Annotated in this window: 19 protein-coding genes and 1 pseudogene; 13 read left to right on the forward strand and 7 right to left on the reverse strand. The window is 69.0% G+C overall.

Going from position 1 to position 17613, the window contains the following annotated elements; all coding sequences use genetic code 11:
• Positions 1-80 precede the first annotated feature (80 nt).
• The gene (locus GQ57_RS25805) at positions 81-977 is read right to left on the reverse strand and encodes a LysR family transcriptional regulator (protein WP_031397452.1); all 897 of its coding nucleotides are present in this window, start codon (positions 975-977) and stop codon (positions 81-83) included.
• A 123-nt stretch (positions 978-1100) separates the two neighbouring features.
• Here GQ57_RS25805 and GQ57_RS25810 point away from each other — a divergent pair, with 123 nt between their 5' ends.
• From GQ57_RS25810 to GQ57_RS25825, 4 genes are all read left to right on the forward strand, one after another.
• Positions 1101-2381 (forward strand): MFS transporter, encoded by a 1281-nt coding sequence (locus GQ57_RS25810; protein WP_034199406.1) that lies wholly within the window; start codon positions 1101-1103, stop codon positions 2379-2381.
• Positions 2382-2445: 64 nt separating this feature from the next.
• Positions 2446-3336, forward strand: a complete 891-nt coding sequence (locus GQ57_RS25815) for an amidohydrolase family protein (RefSeq protein WP_034199407.1) — start codon at positions 2446-2448, stop codon at positions 3334-3336.
• Positions 3337-3344: 8 nt separating this feature from the next.
• On the forward strand, positions 3345-4232 hold the full coding sequence (locus tag GQ57_RS25820) for an isocitrate lyase/PEP mutase family protein (RefSeq protein WP_034199408.1): 888 nt from the start codon (positions 3345-3347) through the stop codon (positions 4230-4232).
• Between the two features lie 79 nt (positions 4233-4311).
• A complete protein-coding gene (locus tag GQ57_RS25825; protein WP_052001481.1) occupies positions 4312-5640 on the forward strand; it encodes an MFS transporter in 1329 nt (442 codons plus the stop codon).
• Positions 5641-5656: 16 nt separating this feature from the next.
• On the opposite strand, the gene GQ57_RS42090 is transcribed toward GQ57_RS25825, so the two are convergent.
• The 4 genes from GQ57_RS42090 to GQ57_RS25845 all read right to left on the reverse strand — a co-directional run bounded on the left by GQ57_RS42090 (position 5657) and on the right by GQ57_RS25845 (position 8590).
• Complete coding sequence (locus GQ57_RS42090; protein ID WP_031397457.1) at positions 5657-5887, reverse strand: hypothetical protein; 231 nt, start codon at positions 5885-5887, stop codon at positions 5657-5659.
• A gap of 2 nt (positions 5888-5889) precedes the next feature.
• Positions 5890-6261: a DUF4156 domain-containing protein gene (locus GQ57_RS25835; RefSeq protein WP_031397458.1), complete on the reverse strand. Its 372-nt coding sequence runs from the start codon at positions 6259-6261 to the stop codon at positions 5890-5892.
• Positions 6262-6488: 227 nt separating this feature from the next.
• Positions 6489-7136 carry a response regulator gene (locus GQ57_RS25840; protein ID WP_031397459.1) on the reverse strand — a complete coding sequence of 216 codons (648 nt, stop codon included), beginning with the start codon at positions 7134-7136 and terminating at the stop codon, positions 6489-6491.
• Positions 7133-8590, reverse strand: a complete 1458-nt coding sequence (locus GQ57_RS25845) for a sensor histidine kinase (RefSeq protein WP_034199425.1) — start codon at positions 8588-8590, stop codon at positions 7133-7135. Before GQ57_RS25845 ends, GQ57_RS25840 begins: the two co-directional genes overlap by 4 nt.
• Before the next feature lie 484 nt (positions 8591-9074).
• Here GQ57_RS25845 and GQ57_RS43860 point away from each other — a divergent pair, with 484 nt between their 5' ends.
• The 6 genes and pseudogenes from GQ57_RS43860 to GQ57_RS25875 all read left to right on the forward strand — a co-directional run.
• Positions 9075-9743 carry a hypothetical protein gene (locus GQ57_RS43860; RefSeq protein ID WP_235215131.1) on the forward strand — a complete coding sequence of 223 codons (669 nt, stop codon included), beginning with the start codon at positions 9075-9077 and terminating at the stop codon, positions 9741-9743.
• Positions 9744-10190: 447 nt separating this feature from the next.
• The gene (locus tag GQ57_RS25855) at positions 10191-10502 is read left to right on the forward strand and encodes a BufA1 family periplasmic bufferin-type metallophore (protein WP_031397462.1); all 312 of its coding nucleotides are present in this window, start codon (positions 10191-10193) and stop codon (positions 10500-10502) included.
• Between the two features lie 51 nt (positions 10503-10553).
• A complete protein-coding gene (bufB, locus tag GQ57_RS25860; RefSeq protein WP_081896771.1) occupies positions 10554-11447 on the forward strand; it encodes an MNIO family bufferin maturase in 894 nt (297 codons plus the stop codon).
• Positions 11437-12216, forward strand: coding sequence for an HvfC/BufC N-terminal domain-containing protein (locus GQ57_RS25865; protein WP_034199411.1), 780 nt, complete (start codon positions 11437-11439; stop codon positions 12214-12216). The genes bufB and GQ57_RS25865 overlap by 11 nt, the downstream gene beginning before the upstream one ends.
• A gap of 5 nt (positions 12217-12221) precedes the next feature.
• Positions 12222-12725: a DoxX family protein gene (locus tag GQ57_RS25870; protein ID WP_031397465.1), complete on the forward strand. Its 504-nt coding sequence runs from the start codon at positions 12222-12224 to the stop codon at positions 12723-12725.
• A gap of 90 nt (positions 12726-12815) precedes the next feature.
• Positions 12816-13439: pseudogene (locus GQ57_RS25875) on the forward strand (DUF1109 domain-containing protein); the annotation flags it as partial.
• Here GQ57_RS25875 and GQ57_RS25880 read toward each other — a convergent pair.
• Positions 13349-14044 carry a DUF1109 domain-containing protein gene (locus tag GQ57_RS25880; protein ID WP_081896772.1) on the reverse strand — a complete coding sequence of 232 codons (696 nt, stop codon included), beginning with the start codon at positions 14042-14044 and terminating at the stop codon, positions 13349-13351. The pseudogene GQ57_RS25875 and the gene GQ57_RS25880 sit on opposite strands and share 91 nt — an antisense overlap.
• Positions 14041-14586, reverse strand: coding sequence for a sigma-70 family RNA polymerase sigma factor (locus GQ57_RS25885; protein WP_034199428.1), 546 nt, complete (start codon positions 14584-14586; stop codon positions 14041-14043). The genes GQ57_RS25880 and GQ57_RS25885 overlap by 4 nt, the downstream gene beginning before the upstream one ends.
• Before the next feature lie 444 nt (positions 14587-15030).
• Between GQ57_RS25885 and GQ57_RS25890 the strand changes: the two genes are divergently transcribed.
• The 3 genes from GQ57_RS25890 (at position 15031) to GQ57_RS25900 (ending at position 17580) form a co-directional block, all read left to right on the forward strand.
• Positions 15031-15624 carry a TetR/AcrR family transcriptional regulator gene (locus GQ57_RS25890; RefSeq protein ID WP_031397469.1) on the forward strand — a complete coding sequence of 198 codons (594 nt, stop codon included), beginning with the start codon at positions 15031-15033 and terminating at the stop codon, positions 15622-15624.
• Positions 15625-15737: 113 nt separating this feature from the next.
• Positions 15738-16172 (forward strand): hypothetical protein, encoded by a 435-nt coding sequence (locus tag GQ57_RS44285; protein ID WP_326929191.1) that lies wholly within the window; start codon positions 15738-15740, stop codon positions 16170-16172.
• Positions 16173-16560: 388 nt separating this feature from the next.
• The gene (locus GQ57_RS25900) at positions 16561-17580 is read left to right on the forward strand and encodes a DNA-binding protein (protein ID WP_034199414.1); all 1020 of its coding nucleotides are present in this window, start codon (positions 16561-16563) and stop codon (positions 17578-17580) included.
• The last annotated feature ends 33 nt before the right edge of the window (positions 17581-17613 follow it).

Below are 17613 nucleotides of genomic sequence, written 5' to 3' on the forward strand. Positions count from 1 at the left end.
TGTCGATAGCGTGGGTCAGACCCGAACGCTACCGGTCAACGGTGGCAGATCGATGACGATGCCGCGCGCGGCGCGGCCGGTCAGCGCGGCACGTCCGCCGACGGCAGCAGCGCGGCGAAGCGATCCGCGAGCGTCGGGCGCGACCGCGCGGGCCAGATCGCGCCGAGTTCGAACAGCGGCAGCGCGCCGCCGTCGCGGACGGCGCTGTAGTCGACGCCTTCGAATGCAAACGTATGGATCGAATGCGGCAGCAGCGACACGCCGCACCCGGCGGCCACGCACGAGATCACGGTCAGGGTGCGGTTCACGTCGAGCACGATGTCGACCGGATGCCCGGCCTGCCGGAACGCGCTCAGGATGCCCGCGCGAATCAGCGGCAACTGGTCGTGCGGAAACCAGACGAGGCCGACGGCGGCGAGATCCTGCAGCGTCACCGTGCCGTCGGGCTGGCGCCGGAACTCCTTCGGCAGCACGGCGACGAGCGGGTCGCGCCGGATCAGCTTCTCGCGCATCCGGCCGTTGACCGCGACCGGCGTGTGCAGCAGGCCGATGTCGATCTCGCCGCGCTCGAGGGCGATCGCCTGCTCGGCATTGCTCATCTCGCGCATCACGAGCTCGACGTCGGGCGCGCTTTCGCGCAGCGCGCGGATCGCGCGCGGCAGCGTGTCGAACAGCGCGGCGCTGACGAACCCGATCGTCAGGCGCCCGGCGCGCTGGGCGCCGATCTCGCCGGCCCGGTGCGCCGCCGCGTCGAGCCGCGCGAGACTCAGGCGCAGATCGTCGACCATCGCGAGACCGGCCGCCGTCAGCGTCGCCCCGCGCCGCGAACGGTCGAACAGCCGGACCCCGAGTTCCTTCTCCATCCGGTTCAGCGCCTGGCTGAGCGCCGGCTGCGCAATGCCCAACTCGCTGGCCGCGCGCGTGAAGCTGCCCGTATCGACGATCGCGAGGAAGTAGCGGACGTGCCTGATTTCCATAAGCTCGCGTTATGAATAATTATTCAAAACATAGTAGCGAATTATCCCCATGCTTCATAGGATGCACATCGGGCCACAACATCCCGCACCCGGCGGCGGAACGACGACACGAGGAGACCTGCATTGAACTGGACCCGCGAGCTATCGACGACCGAACGGCGCACGTTGCGCGGCTGCTTTGCCGGCTGGGCGCTCGACGGCCTCGACACGCAGATGTTCAGCCTCGTGATCCCCGCGCTGCTCGCGACCTGGGGAATCGGCAAGGGGCAGGCCGGGCTGATCGGCGGCGCGACGCTCGTGTCGGGCGCGCTCGGCGGGCTGCTGGCCGGCGTGATCGCCGACCGCTACGGCCGCGTGCGGGCGCTGCAGATCACCGTGTGCTGGTTTTCGCTGTTCACCTTCCTCAGCGCGTTCGCGCAAAGCTTCGAACAATTGCTGGTGCTGAAGGCGCTGCAAGGGCTCGGATTCGGCGGCGAATGGACGGCGGGCGCGGTGCTGCTGGCCGAAACGGTCGGCGCGCGCCATCGCGGCAAGGCAATGGGCGTCGTTCAGAGCGCATGGGGCTTCGGCTGGGGCGGCGCCGTGCTGCTGTACATGCTGGTGTTCGCGTGGCTGCCGGCCGAATGGGCGTGGCGCATGCTGTTCGCGATCGGCGCGCTGCCCGCGCTGCTGGTGCTGTACATCCGCCGCGCGATTCCCGAGCCGCCGCGCGCGACGCCGGCAGCGGCGGCGAGCGAAGGCGAAGGGCCGACGGTCGGCATCTTCGACCGCTCCGTGCTGCGCGCGACGGTGGTCGGCGGGCTGATCGGCGTCGGCGCGCACGGCGGCTATCACGCGATCACGATCTGGCTGCCGACCTACCTGAAGACCGAACGGCACCTGTCGGTGCTCGGCACCGGCGCGTATCTCGCGGTCGTGATCGTCGCGTTCATCTGCGGCTGCTTCGTCAGCGCGTACCTGCAGGACCGGATCGGCCGCCGCCGCAACGTGATGCTGTTCGCCGCGTGCTGCGCGGTGACGGTAAACCTGTACGTGTTCCTGCCGCTGAACGACGTCGCGATGCTGCTGCTCGGCTTTCCGCTCGGCCTGTTCTCGGCCGGCATCCCGGCGACGCTCGGCACGCTGTTCAACGAGCTTTACCCGCGCAACGTACGCGGCCGCGGGGTCGGCTTCTGCTACAACTTCGGCCGCATCGTGTCCGCCGGCTTTCCGGTGCTGGTCGGGCGCATGGGCGAGTCGCTGCCGCTCGGCACCGCGCTCGGCATCGACGCCGGCATCGCGTACGGGCTGGTCGTGATCGCGGTGTGGTTCCTGCCCGAAACGCGCAGCCGCGGGCTGTCCGGCGCGGCGCCGGGCGACGACGCACCGGCCGAACGCCAGCCGCGCGCCGGGGCGTCGCTGTAGGTTGCGCCGCTTCCCGTCATCGCATCGCCCGGCACCCCGGCCGGGCGCCTCTTGCAGACTCGTCATGGATCGCCCCGTGAATCACTTCGTCGAACCGGATCAGGCCGCGCCGTCGCTGGACGCGTGGTACGCAGCGAACCCCGCCGTTGCCGCCGTCGATGCCCATGCGCACGTGTTCGCGCGCGGCCTGCCGCTCGCGCCGGTGGTCCGCCATGCGCCTGACTACGACGCGCCGCTCGAGGCGTACGTCGCGCACCTCGCCGCGCACGACATCACGCACGCGGTGCTGGTCCAGCCGAGTTTCCTCGGCACCGACAACACGTTCTTCGTCGACGTGCTGCGCCGTTACCCGCGCCGCTTTCGCGGCGTCGCCGTGGTCGATCCGGCCATTCCGGACGACGATCTCCTCGCGCTCGACCGCGCGGGCGTGGTCGGGATGCGGCTGAACCTCGTCGGGCTGCCGATCCCGGATTTCGGCGCGCCCGCATGGCGCGCGCTGTTCGCTCGCATCAACGCGCTCGGCTGGCACGTCGAGATCCATCGCGGCATCGAGGATCTGCACGCGATCACCGCGCCGTTGCTCGCGCAGTCGTGCACGCTCGTGATCGACCATTTCGGCCGCCCGTCGCCCGCGCTCGGCGAGCGTGCACCCAGCTTCCGCCGCATGCTGTTGCTCGCGGATACCGGCCGCGTGTGGGTCAAGCTGTCCGCGGCGTATCGCAACAGCGTGGCCGGCGACGGCGCGATCGACGCGTTCGGCGCCGCGCGCGCGCTGCGCACCGCGTTTACGGCCGAGCGGCTGGTGTGGGGCAGCGACTGGCCGCACACGCAGCATCGCGAGCGCGTCGGTTTCGACGCCGCCTATGCCGCGCTGGTGCGCTGGCTGCCCGACCCCGGCGAGCGCCTGCGCGTGCTGCGCGACTCGCCCCGCATCCTGTTTCGTTTCGACCAATGAGGCTATCCATGTCCGATCACACCGCAGTTCGTCGCGCCGGGTTCCGGCGCAGCATCGCCGCCCGCCAGGGGCTGCTCGTCGCCGGTACGTTCAACGCGCTCAGCGCCCGGGTCGCGGCCGATCTCGGCTTCGGCGCGCTGTACCTGAGCGGCGCCGGCGTCACCAACATGTCGCTCGGCCTGCCCGATCTCGGCTTCGTCGGCCTGGGCGAGCTGGCCGAACACACCGCGCGCGTGCGCGACGCGGTCGAACTGCCGCTGATGGTGGATGCCGACACGGGGTTCGGCAACGCGCTGAACGTGCTGCACACGGTGCGCACGCTGGAGCGCAGCGGCGCCGACGCGATCCAGCTCGAGGACCAGGTGCTGCCGAAGAAATGCGGTCATTTCGCGGGCAAGGAAGTAATTTCGGCCGGCGAGATGGTCGGCAAGCTGAAGGCTGCCGTCGACGCGCGCGTGGACCCGAACCTGCTGATCGTCGCGCGCACCGATGCGGCCGCGGTTCACGGCATCGACGACGCGATCGAGCGCGCCCACCGTTATGCGGAAGCGGGCGCCGACGTGCTGTTCATCGAGGCCATGGATACGCCGCAGGACGTCGAGCGGCTGCCGGCGCTGTTCGACACGCCGCAGCTCATCAACATCGTGATCGGCGGCAAGACGCCGACGCGCTCGCGCGACGAACTGGCGCGCCTCGGCTACGGCGTGGTGCTGTATGCGAACGCGGCGCTGCAGGGCGCGGTGCGCGGGATGCAGGCCGCGCTGACCGCGCTGCGCGACACCGGCCGGCTCGACGAGGATCCCGCGCTGGTCGCGCCGTTCGCCGAACGGCAAAGGCTCGTCGACAAGCCGCGCTTCGACGCGCTCGACGCCCGCTACGCGGCCGACCGCGCGTAGGCCGCGGGCACGGGCGGCACCGGCTGCCGCCCGACGGACACGAACACACGAGCACAAGAACACAGGACAGGAGACCTCCGTGGCAATTTCCCCCACCGAAGCGGCCGGCGAGCCGCCGCGCATCGGTTCGATCGTCGGCGGGCTGGCCGGCAACCTGATCGAGTGGTACGACTTTCTCGCGTACAGCATCTTCTCGATCTACTTCGCGCCGGCGTTCTTTCCGGCCGACCGGCCGACCGTGCAACTGATGAACACCGCGGCGATCGCGGCCGTCGGGTACGTCGCGCGGCCGGCGGGAAGCTGGCTCGTCGGCCTGTATGCGGACCGGCGCGGGCGCAAGGCCGCGCTGACGAAATCGGTGCTCGCGATGTGCGCCGGGTCGCTGCTGATCGCCGTCACGCCCGGCTATTCGACGATCGGCGTGCTCGCACCGGCGCTGCTCGTCGCCGCGCGGCTGCTGCAGGGGCTCAGCATGGGCGGCGAATACGGCACCAGCGCGACCTACCTGAGCGAGATCGCGCCGGCGAACCGGCGCGGCTTCTACGTCGGCTTCCTGCAGGTGAGCGTGGTCGCCGGCCAGCTGGTCGCGCTCGGGCTGATGCTGGCGATGCAGCGGATCTTCGCCGGCACGCACGACCTCGAACGCTGGGGCTGGCGGATTCCTTTCTTCGTCGGCGGCATGCTCGCGCTGTTCGCGCTCTACATGCGCCGCAACGTCGTCGAGAGCGACGCGTTCGTCGCGAGCCGGGCGCGCGCGGCGAAGACCCGCGTGACGGCCGATCTCGCCGCTCACTGGCGCGAACTGCTGCTCGCGATCGGCATCACGATCGGCGGCACCGTCGCGTTCTACACGTACACCGTCTACATGCAGAAATACCTGGTCAACTCGGTCGGGCTGCACAAGGAAACGGCGACCTGGATCTGTACCGTCGCGCTGCTGCTGTACATGCCGCTGCAGCCGCTGTTCGGCCTCGTGTCGGACCGCGTCGGCCGCCGGCCGGTGCTGCTGTGGTTCGGGATCGGCGGCACGCTGCTGTCCGTGCCGATCTTCACGGCGCTCGGTCACGTGCACGATCCGCTTGCCGCGTTCGCGCTGGTGTTCGCGGGGCTCGTCGTGCTGAGCGGGTTCACGTCGGTGCACATGCTGGTCAAGGCCGAGCTGTTTCCGCCGCAGATCCGCGCGCTGGCCGTCGGGCTGCCTTACGCGCTGACGACGGCAATCCTCGGCGGCACGACCGAATTCGTCGCGCTGCGGCTGAAGGCGGGCGGCAACGAGACGATGTTCTTCTGGTACGTCGCGGCCTGCGCGGCGATTTCGCTGTTCGTGTACTGGCGGATGCCGGAGACGCACCCGGCGAAGCGCGAGCCCGAGGCCGTGGCTCCGGTCGGGGCGCCGGCGCCGCGCTGAACCGGCGCCGGCGGCGTTACCGGGTCTGTTTCTGTTGCGCCTGCTGCGCCGCGAGTGGCGTCACGGGCGTCGCGCTGCGGGCCGCGCCGTCTCGCGGCGCGACGCCCGGCCACGACGCGGCGCACTGCATCCCGGGCGGCGGCGCCGGCAAGCCGCCCGTCATCACGGGTTCGGCGCGGTCACGGCCGCAGCCCGGCAGCCAGCCGGACACGCCGAGGCTCCATATCAGGGTCGCGAACAGCCGCATCGTCACGCTCCGTTGCCCGGGCAGCGGTACACGCTGCCGGTCAACGTGACGCCGGTCTGTCGCAGGAAACCGCCGTCGGTGCCGTCGAAACTGCCGCTCTGCGCGGCGCGCTGCGTCAACAGCACCACCAGGTTGCCGCCCAGCGCGGCGGCGCGGTTCTTCAGGTCGTGACGCGCTCCCGTCTCGAGCGACGTGTCCGGGATGAAGCCGCCGGTCAGGAAATTGCCCTGGCTGCCGGTCACGTCGCCGAGATAGCGGCACGCGGCACCCGGGTCGGTCGTGACGACGCGCACTTCGCGGCCCGCGGAAGACAGCGCGAGCGGCGCGCATGCCGCCAGCGCGGCAGGGAGGAACAGCAGCCAGACAGGTCTCATGTTTCCGCCGTATCGAATGGAATGCGCGTGATCGCGCGACAGCGTCACTCTACGGACGGCGGCCAAACGGCACATCGGGCGAAGGTTGTGCGCCCGGGCGGAAAAGCGTACGACCAAAGTCGCAGACGCAACCCGCCGAGCAGGCGGATGGGCGCGCGCTGCGGCTTGCGGGGCAGGGCGCCGGACGGGCGGCCGGTACGCTGGCCGCGAGCGGCCGAGCCCGGTGCTCAGGGCTTCGGCGCCATCAGGCCTTCCCGCCAGGCGAGCGCGACGGCCTGCGTGCGATCCGACAGGTGCAGCTTCGACATCACGTTGCCGAGATGCGTCTTGACGGTCTTTTCCGTGATGCCGAGCGTCGCGGCGATGCGTGCATTGCTGCCGCCTTCGGCCAGGCAGCGCAGCACTTCCAGTTCACGCGTGGTCAACGCGGCGAACGGGCTGTGCGGCGGCTTGCGCAATGCGCCGATCATGCGCTGCGCGATGCCGGGATGCAGGGTCGGCTCGCCGTGGACGGCTGCATGGATCGCCTGCAGCAGCCGCTCGCCGCGTATCGATTTCAGCAGGAACGAATCGGCGCCGGCATCGAGCGCGGCGAGTGCGAGCGCATCGCTGTCCGACGACGTCAGCACCATGATGTGTGTGGCGCGACTGGCGTCCCGAATCGCGCGGATCGCGGCGGGCACGCCGGCGTGCCCCATGCCGGGCATCATCAGGTCGAGCAGCAGCACGTCGGGACGATGCGCGCGCACCTGCTCGATCGTCGAGTCGCCGTCGTCGGTTTCCGCGACGATCGTGAACGACGTATCGAGCCGCAACAGCCCGCGGATGCCTTCGCGCACGACCGCGTGGTCGTCGGCGATGAGAATGGTGGTCATGCCGTCTCCATTGGGTCGAAATGGACGGTCACGCGCGTGCCGTCCGCGCCCGACGCGATGTCGAGCATGCCGCCGGGCAGCGCGTCGGCGCGCCAGCGCAGGTTGGCGAGCCCCATGCCGACCGGCACCGCCGCCGGATCGAAGCCGCTGCCGTCGTCGCGCACGATCCAGCGCCAGCGCGACGGCGGCGCACCGGGCGGCGCGTGTCCGGCGCCGTCCGTTTCGCATGCGATGCCGATCCGGCGGCAGCCGCTGTGGCGCAGCGCATTCGCCGCCGCCTCGTGGGTGATCATCAGCAGTTCGTGCGCGGCCGCCGGATGCGCATCGAGCGCGTACGCCGCGCCTTCGGGCAGGTCGAGCGACCAGTCGATGCCCGAGCCGGCCAGCAGGTCGCGCACCGCATGCGACACGGCCGCGCGCAGGCCGTCCTCTGCGATGGCCGGCAGGCTGAAGCCGGTCACCACGTTGTCGAGATCCTGCTGGAGATGATCGGCGAGGCGTCGCGCCGCACCAACGGTCGGCAACAGGTCCGGATGCCGTTGCGCCTCGTATTCCAGCTCGGTCAGCTTGAGGCCGAGCACGAAGCTGCGCTGCTTCGCGGTGTCGTGCAGGTCGCGCGCGATCCGCGTGCGTTCGACCGATACGGCGAGCGCTTTCTGCATCCCGAACGCACGCGCGAGCGCATCGGCCATCCGGTTGAAATGCGCGGCCAGCGCGCCGAGTTCGTCGCCCGACGCATCGGCGATCCGGGCCGACAGATCGCCGGCCGCCCAGCGGTCGGCCGCGGCCGTCATCCGCCGCACGCGCCGCACCAGCAACCAGACCAGCAGCCCCGCGAAGCTTGCGCCCATCGCGCCGAGATAGAGCACGGTGCGCATCAGGTCGTACGCCGATGCATCGTCCGCGATTTCGTAGTGAAGCTGCCAGCCCGGCCAGTAATGGACGCCGATCCACGCGATCGCGCCGCCGGCCAGCGGGACGCGCGTGACGATGGCCCAGTCTCCGTCGCGGCGCAGCATCGGGTCGGACGCGGCCGGCGCGACCGCTGCGGATGCGAACGCGTCGGACAGCAGCGGCGACGCGGCCGGCGCGGTGGCGCATCCGCCGCCATCCGGGCGCGCAATGCGCACCTGCAACCGGCCGGTGCCGAAGAAGCTCATCATCGGCGCGAAATCCATCACGTCGCGCGTGCCGTCCCGTGCGATTTGCCAGAACATCGCGTCGGCCGCGGCACGGCATGCGACTGGCTCGCGCAGGTCGACGGCGCCGGCCGATGCGGCCAGTGCGGGGCGGTCGAGGTTGCCGAGAAAACGGCGGATGTCGCTTTCGGCGTGGGTGCGCCACAGCACGCTCGTCAGCACCGACGACAGCACCATCGCCACGAACCCCACGACGATGAAGGTCGGCACGAGCTTGACGAACAGGCCACGGAAGCGGATCCGGAACAGGCGCAACGCGGGCTCCTGGTTTTTCGTTTTCCACCGGCGCGCCGGATGGGCGCCGACGGCGTGGCGAAGCAGGGCGGCAGGCTTCGGTCGCGCCATCTTGACGGTTTTTTGCGGCGGTTGCAGAGGCGTTTCGTTCGGACGGGCGGGATGGCCCGGGCGGAGGAACCGGCAGCCGGCATGCCGGCGGGAATGCGTGCGGGCGGGTCGACGGCGCGACGCCGGGTTCGTTTGTGCGCCAATGAACCGCGCCGTATGATGACGCGTTCCATGCGGCTCTCGGTCAGGGGCATGCGGCCCGGCGGCGCGTGGATCGTCCTTGCCGTGTCCTGCGTCTTCGGCACGGAAGCGCCCCAATGCCCCGGATTGCCGGTCCTGGTCCCGGTCGCAGTCGAATGGAGAACATCGGATGAAGCTTCAAGCCGGCTACGACCTGACGTTTCGGCATGTCCGACGGCATGCGGAAGGCCTTGCGTACGATGTCGGGTTTCACGTGTATCAGCGTCACGACGGGACATTCATACTCGGCTACGAAGTCGTGCAACAGGCAAGCCAACTCCGATTCGGAAACGGGGCCTACCGGCTGGACTTCGAGGGCACGCGCGAAGAAGCGGAAGCATTCGCGCGCACCTATCTGGAATGGGTCATCGACAACCTGCCGGACTCGAACGGCTGGGACAGCGGCATGCGAACAGGCGAACGCGCCGGCTATCGGATCGTCGAATGGAACGACGGAACGGACGGGGATCTCGAGAACCTGGTTCTGCGCTGCCCCGAACTCGTCGTCGGACGGTATGTGGCAATCGCGAGTTGCGACAGCGGCTCGTACACGCCAACCGACGGGGAATTCGCGGCGGGTTGGTCAAGAATCGGCAGTCTCGCGTTGAGTCCCCCGGTCGAAACGCCGTCGCGGCTTCCGATGCCCGGTTTTGACGAGTGGTACGTGTACGACACGCCGGGCAGGGGCGAGCCGCACGCCAACTTCGTGAATCGCGTCGGCTTCAGTCCGCTCGACGTCGATGACAGGGACACGGATGCATTCTGGGAACAGGTCGTCAAGCTGGCGCCGCTGCACGTGCTTGGAGCAGGCACGCCGCATTTGTTCCTGGTCACGCGCGACGACGCGCTGTTCCAGGCGGTACTTCAGGGCGCAATGCCCTGAGGGCGATGCCCGTCGAGGTTCCACCGCAGTCTCCGGCGTCATCGAGACGCCGCGTCCATGGCCACGCCCGCAGGAACGCCGACGAAGCCCCGTCGCGCAACGCATCGCGCAGTTTTCGCGTGAAAACGTCCGCCCGGACAATCGCGATGCCGACTTCAATGGATCAATGAACCTGCCGGGTGCCGGCTTCGCCCGCGCACGCGGCCTCTCCGTGCCCCCGATTGACCTCCGATCAAGCCGCCGACGCAGCGACGGGTAGCCGCGAAGGAGCGCACGGCCCGCATCTCGGCGACTCGCCGGCGGCGCTGTCGCTTGTAGCGGGCTTCGGCCGCCCGGACCCACCGGCAAGAAAATATTTTTCACCCGCTGTAACCGGCCGCGCCGATCGCACGAATTAACTTGCGTACCCACGACGGGTACCTTCCAGCTCAATCATCGGAGAACACCATGTCGGCAAAACTCTCGCTCCAAACCGCGCTGCTCGTCGGCGCCGTCGCCAGCCTCGTCGCCTCGGTTGCGCATGCCGCACCGCTCACGAAAGCCGAGGCCGACGCCGCCGTCGCCGCCCACAAGGAGAAGTGTTTCGGCGTCGCGCTGAAGGGACAGAACGACTGCGCGGCCGGCCCCGGCACCACCTGCCAGGGCACCTCGACCGTCGACTTCCAGGGCAACTCGTGGAAGTTCGTTCAGGGCGGCACGTGCACCAGCATCCAGGTGCCGGGTGGCAATCACGGCTCGCTCACGCCGATCAAGTCGTAACGCACGTCGGCAAGAGGAAATCGGGAGGCGATCGTGAACCATTCAATCAGCATGACGAAGCAATCCGGCCATGACCGCCTCCGCCGCGTGCCGCCGCTCGTCGGCACGAGCTTCAAGCCTCGCCACCTCGAGGACATCCTTCGCGACGGGCTTCAGGACGGTTTCTTCGAGGTGCATGCGGAAAACTACATGGGCGAGGGCGGGCCGCCGCACCGGGCGCTGCGCGCGTTGCGCGAAACCTACCCGGTTTCCGTGCACGGCGTGTGCCTGTCGATCGGCGGGCCGTCGCCGCTCGATCCGCATCACCTCGCGCGCTTCCGCGACGTGGTCGCGCGTTACGAGCCCGTGCTCGTTTCCGAGCATCTCGCGTGGTCGTCGCACGGGGGCGCCTTCTACAACGACTTGCTGCCGCTGCCGTACACGCGTTCGACGCTCGATCGGGTCTGCGCGCACGTCGACGAGGTTCAGGCGGCGATCGGGCGCCCGCTGCTGCTCGAGAATCCGTCGACCTACGTCGGATTCGCGTCGTCCACGATGAGCGAAACCGACTTCATCTCGGCGGTCGTCCGGCGTACCGGGTGCGGATTGCTGCTCGACATCAACAATGCGTTCGTGTCGGCGACCAATCACGGGGGCTCCGCCGCCGACTATCTCGCGGCCCTGCCGCTCGAACGGGTCGGCGAGATCCATCTGGCCGGACACAGCGAACAACGCGACGACGAGGACGAACCGCTCCTCATCGACAGCCACGATCGCCCGGTCGCCGGCCCGGTGTGGGCGCTGTACGCAGGCGTGATCGCGCGTACCGGCCCGGTGCCGACGCTCGTCGAATGGGACAGCCAGCTTCCCGACTGGCCCGTGTTGCGCGAGCAGGCGCTCGAGGCCCGCCGGATCATGGCCGCTTCCGCCGCATCGTCCGAGGAGATGGCCGATCATGCGTGCTGATGCCAACCCGACCGATTACGCGTGCGCGTTCGCGCCGGGCCTCACGAATCCGGCGATCGACGCGCCGGACGACGCGATCGCCTACGGGGGCAAGCGCGTCACCCGCCGCTACGACGTCTACCGCAACAACGTGACGGTCAGCCTGATCGACGCGCTCGCCGCGGTGTATCCGTCGGTGCAGCGTATCGTCGGCGTGGAGTTTTTTCGCGCGATGGCGCGCTTCCACGTGCGCGAAACGCCGCCCGTGTCGCCGCTGCTGTTCGAATACGGGCGCGATTTCCCGGACTTCATCGCCAAATACGACTATGCGCGCTCGATGCCGTGGCTCGCGGATACCGCCCGTATCGAGCGCGCGTGGCTCGACGCGTATCACGCGGCCGATCTGCCGATACTCACCGCCGATGCGTTCGCGGCGATCGCGCCGGATGCGCTGGCTGCGGTGCGTCTCGTTCCCCATCCGGCCACCCGCATCGTGCGCTCGCCGTATCCGGCCGTCGCGATCTTCGCGATGAACCGGGCCGACGGCCCCGTCACGCCGCTGTGTTCCAGCGAAGCCGAGGACGCACTCGTCACGCGCCCGGCGCATGACGTGATCGTGTCCCGGCTCCCGCCCGGCGGCGCGGCATTCCTGATCAGCCTGATCGACGGCGCCTCGCTCGGCGACGCGGTCGCGATCGCCCTCGAAGACAATCCCGCCTTCGATCTCGCGGCCGGCTTGCACGGCATGATCGAAGCCGGCGTGTTTACCACCGTCCATTCCGGAGCCTGACCGCCATGTCCGATCTACATACCGCCGAACGCTCGCCGCTGCAGGCGCTCGCAATGCTCGTCAGCCGCGCGCGGCACGGCATCCAGTGGCTTGCCCGCCCGTGGCTCGCGCAACTCGCGCTGCGGCTTGCGCTCGCGGTGCCGTTCTGGAAATCCGGCATCCTCAAGTGGGACGGTTTCCTGCGCCTCAACGACACCGCGATCGATTTGTTCACGAGCGAATTCCAGCTGCATCTGCCGGGCGGCCCGTACCCGTTCCCCGCACCGGCCGTGTTCGCCTTCCTGTCCGGCTGCGGGGAAGTGCTGTTCCCGGTGCTGCTGGTGCTCGGCCTCGGGACGCGATTCGCGGCGGCCGGCCTGTTCGTGATGACCTGCGTCGTCGAACTGACGGTGCCGGACGGCTGGCCGATCCACCTGACGTGGGCCGCGATGGCGCTCGGCATCGCGGCGTGGGGCCCGGGCCGCCTCTCGATCGACCATCTGCTCGGCGATCGCGCACCGCGCGATTGAGCCGGCGGGGCTTCGCGACCCGGCGGAGCGCGGCGGATTCACGCGCCGCCGCGCCGGCCCGGAACGCAGCCCGATCTTCGCCTCTTCACGATGAAAACCCGAGACCTGGTCACGCGGCTGGCAGCGGATCTGAAGCCGGTCGAACCCGGCGCGGTTTCGCAGCGGCTTTACCGCGCGCTGGTTGTCGGCTTCTCCGGCAGCACCGCGCTGCTCGTTGCGCTGTACGGCATCCGCAGCGACATGCCGCAACTGATCCTGACGACGATGTTCTGGGCACGGCTCGCGTTCCCGCTCGCCGTCGTCTTCTCGGCGACGCGGCTCGCCGAACGCCTCGGCCGCCCCGGCGCGCAACTGAGCCCCGCCGGGCTCGCGACCGCGCTGCCGGTGGCCGCGATGCTGCTCGCCACGGGCGGCGTGCTGATCGCGACGCCGTCCGGCTACCGGCTGCAACTGGTACTCGGCACGACATGGCGGACCACCGTCGCGGACGTCGTGCTGCTGTCATTGCCGCCGCTCGCCGCCGCGCTGCATGCGATGAAGCGGCTCGCGCCGACGCGTCTCGTGCTCGCTGGCGCGGGCGCCGGCCTCCTGGCGGGCGCACAGGCGCTGATCGTCTATTCGCTCTATTGCGCCGAGATGTCGATACCGTTCTGGGGTGTCTGGTACGTGCTGTCGCTCATGTTGACGGTGGCCCTCGGCGCGACGAGTGCGCCGAACGCAGCCGGCAACACCATCCCGAGCAGATACCAGACGCTCCAGAATGCCGGGCTCATTTCCGGGCAGTGGAAGGAGTAGGCGATCGTCGCGATCGCGCTCGTGGCGAGTCCCGCCGCGGCGCCGGCGGAACGCAGCCGCGTCGGCGCCAGCCCGCGGATCGCGACGAACATCGCGACGAAACCGGGCACCGACAGCAAAACGATGTTGAACGGGCATACGCGCCACGTCTGACCGAGCACGACCGCGAGCCGGTCGCCGGGTTCCGCCGTCGCGACCACATAAAGGCCCGCGATCCAGACCGCCGCGATGCCGGCGCCGACGATCGGCCAGCCGGCGCCGACGGCCGCGCCGGGGCGGGCGAGCCGCACGGCCGCCACGATCGCGCCCGCGGCCACGCACAGCGGGAATGCGAGCTTCGCCCAGAAGAGCGGGGTGCGCATCACGGCCGACAGGTCGGGGCGCACGCCGAACGCGATCGTCATCAACAGCACGGCGCCCGCCGCGGCGATCGCGAGCGCGCCGGCCAGACGCCTGGCCGGTGCGCCGCGCTCGACGGGGGTGACGCCCGCCGCCAGCATGTCGATGAAATCGTCCGTTTTCATATCACTCCTCGCACGCGCGCCGCGAGTGCCTTCAGTCCCCTGTGGATGCTGACCTTGACGACGGATTCGGACGCGCCGATCAGTTGCGCCGCCTCGGCAACCGACAATCCCTGCAGTTTCACATGCAGGATCGACAGCCGCTGCTTGTCCGGCAGATGATCGAGCAACTGGCCGATGTCGCGATGCGCGTCGGACGCCTCGTCGTCGGGTTCGGAAAAGATTTCCGTGTGATCGTCGAGCGGATCGTGCAGCGCTTCGCGGCGGGCGCGCGTCCGGAAGAAATCCATCAGCTTGTAGCGCGCGATCGCATGCACCCATGCGGTCAGCGGTTCGTCCGCGCGATACGTATGACGTGCATTATGAACGGCGAGCAGGATCTCCTGCACGAGATCCTCGATGTCCGCGTCGAATTGCGGGATCCGCTTGCGGAGAAAGCCGCGCAAGTGACGGGTCAGTTCCGACAGGAACGACCGGTAATCCGGCGCATTGCCGGCGAGGCCGCTGACGAACAGCGCTCTCAGGCGGGATTCCACGGAATGCAAGATCGGGCCTCCGGCGCTATCGCGCCGAATCGGCTTGCCGCGGCCGCGCGACGTCTGGCGCGCCGGGGCCTCTGCGGCGTGCCGCTTGCGCCGGCGCGTGCGTCCGGAGCGCAAGCCCGCGATCGACCTGGTTCGATCCGTCTGCGCCGGCTACTCGCCCGTTCCCGATGTCCATGCCGCGGTTCCTTGTTCGATTCGACGTTCCGCCCGGGCCGATGCATCGGCCGGATACCGTAAGCGCCTGCGGCGACGAAACCGCGCGGCGCGATTCATTCGATCTCCCATGCCGGGAAATGGCCGATCGCAATCCAGGGCGCCCGGTGCTCCGCCGGTATGCCATCTTGATGCACCAAGCAATTTTAGATCGACCGATCTAGAATATCGCGGTACCCGGCCCATTGCAATGCGGGGCGTTACGAGCGCCCGGCAAGGAGGAACACGATCATGGCCCGCCCACGGGAATTCGACGAATCGGCTGCGCTCGACGCCGCGGTCTACCGCTTCTGGGTCCACGGCTACGAGGCGACGTCGGTGCGCGAGCTCGCGCAGGACATGGGCATCACGGGCGCGAGCCTCTACAACGCGTTCGGCGACAAACGCTCGCTGTTTCGGCGCGCGCTTTCGCACTATGTCGAACGCAGCTTTGGCGACCGCCAATCGCGGCTCGAGGCGACGCTGCCGCCGCGCGAGATCATCAAGGGCTTCTTTCGCGAGATCATCGACCGTTCGGTCGACGATGAGGATCGAAAAGGGTGCCTGCTGGTCAATTCGGCGCTCGAGGTCGCGCCGCACGACCCGGAATTCCGCACGATGATCGCCGGCGTGCTGGACAGGGTGCAGGCGTTCTTCCGGAACCAGATCGCCGCCGGCCAGTTGTCGGGGGACATCCCGGCCGACCGCTCGGCCGACGATCTGGCGAACCTGCTGCTCGGGGTGCACCTGGGCATTCGCGTACTTGCGCGCACGCGGCCGGAGCGCGCATTGCTCGAAGGGCTGGCGCGGCCGGCGCTCGCGCTGCTCGACGGCGGTGCGGACTGACAGGCGGTAGTGGCAAGGAGAGGCCCGGCGGTGGCGCCGGCCTGCCAGGTATCCGGGCCGGAGACATCCACGAGCGCCGCGCAGCAATTTGCCCGGGCGTCATGGAGTGCGTGATGCCGTCCGCCGTGTTGGCGGTAATACGCTTCCATCTTGTGGGGATCCAGCGCTGCGCCACCGAGATGGCACGCCTGCCAACCCACCGGTATGTCTTCCAGCAGATCAACCAGCAGTTCCCAGTCTCCGCCGTAATCAAAGCACAGCATCCGTGGCCTGGATTCGCCCGAGAACTGATCGAGCCACGCGAGCAACGCATCGCGCAATTCCTCTCGAGGGAACACTCGGTCGGGGAATTGTCCCAGTTGCGGCAGGATGGCCGCACGCACAAATTCGCTGCAGCTCCGGAGATCGAAATCGGAGCGCTCCCCGTAAAACTCCCGCCCGTCGGCAGACACGATTGCGATGCTGATCAGATCGCAATCCAGAAAATCCGTGAACTCCGTGTCCACGTACAAGCGCAAGGGCGTCACATGCTCTCCGAGGGTGAGTAGGCATCGTACCTGGTGTACGGAATTCGGTGCCTGCGGCGCCCGCACGGGCAGGGCATCCCGTCACTCTCCGAGTCCGGTTATACATTTCCACAAAGCGCAGCGCCGGTTGCCGAACAGGCGATGCCATGTTCCAGATGCAAGCGACGCGTCTTCGAGTATCTCAGCGAAGCTGCCGGACCCTTCTGGGCAAGGGTTGGGGCGCTGAATCCAGTCTGACGGCAGATGCGAGGGCTGCAAAGCGGCACAAACAAACAGCTCGCATTCCATACACGGCACCGAACCACACAATCTCGACATTATAGAAATAATGTCAAAATTCAGAGGGCGAATGATTAGATATTTACTGGTTTACGTTATATTATTCATCAAATCATCCGTGAACCCCACCATGTCCGATCTCGCCGCCGACGAATCCCGCCTGACCGCCGAAATCGAGCGCCTCAAGGCCGACTTCCCCAAAACCCGCGAGCTGTACCGCGAAGCCTGCGCGCTGCTGTTCTTCCGCTTCGGCATCACGCCCACCGCGAACCGTCTGTATCAGCTCGTCCGCAAGGGCAGCATGAGCACGCCGACGGCCGTCCTCGGCGAGTTCTGGGCCGAGCTGCGGGAAAAGAGTCGCGTGCGTATCGAGCACCCCGATCTGCCGGTCGATTTGCAGGCGGCGGCCGGCGAACTGGTCGCGACGCTATGGAATCGCTCGAGCGCCGACGCTGCCGCCGCGCTCGACGCGCTGCGTACGGACGTCGAAGCCGAGCGGACGGCAGCGCACGCGGAAGTAGCGAAGCTGCGGGCCGAACTCGCGCGCACCGAAACGGCACTGGAGCAACGCACGGCCGCGTTGCTGGCCGCACAGGTGCGTATCCAGGAACTGGAGCAGGCGAGGGCGGCGGACGATGCGTCGCGGCAAGCGCTGCAGGCGGATCTGGCGCGCCTGAAGGCCGACAACGCGGAAGGCGATCGCGCCCTTGCGCAGGCGCGCGCCGACTTCACCACTCAGCTCGACCGCCTGCGCGACGACGCCGGTCGCGCCGAGGAGCGCTTGCGCGCATCGGAGAAGCGGGCGCTTCAGGAGATCGATCGCGAGCGGCTCGCGGCCGCCCGGCTGCAAAAGGAACTCGACGCCATGGCATCGCGCGCCGAGCAGCGCGACGCCCGGAACCGGAACGACACGGCCGCGTTGCAGGCGCAGCTCGGCGACGCGCTGCATCGATGCGGCGTGCTCCAGGGGCAGCTCGACGGCGCGCTGGCCACCGACGCGGCGCGCGGCAAGGAACTCGAGGATCTGCGACGGGAGATGGCCGTGCTCGCGAGACGGGCGCCGGCGCGCGGCGTCAAGACGGCTCCGGCCGCGCAACGGAGCGATCGACGGGCGCGCACGAGGCAGCGCGCCGGCGACGCATCGCGCTGACGCCGAAGCCGGCCGGCAACCGAACGGGCGAAG

Origin of the sequence: Burkholderia sp. MSh2, from assembly GCF_000731655.1 — a bacterium.
In the GTDB taxonomy this organism is placed as follows: domain Bacteria; phylum Pseudomonadota; class Gammaproteobacteria; order Burkholderiales; family Burkholderiaceae; genus Burkholderia; species Burkholderia paludis.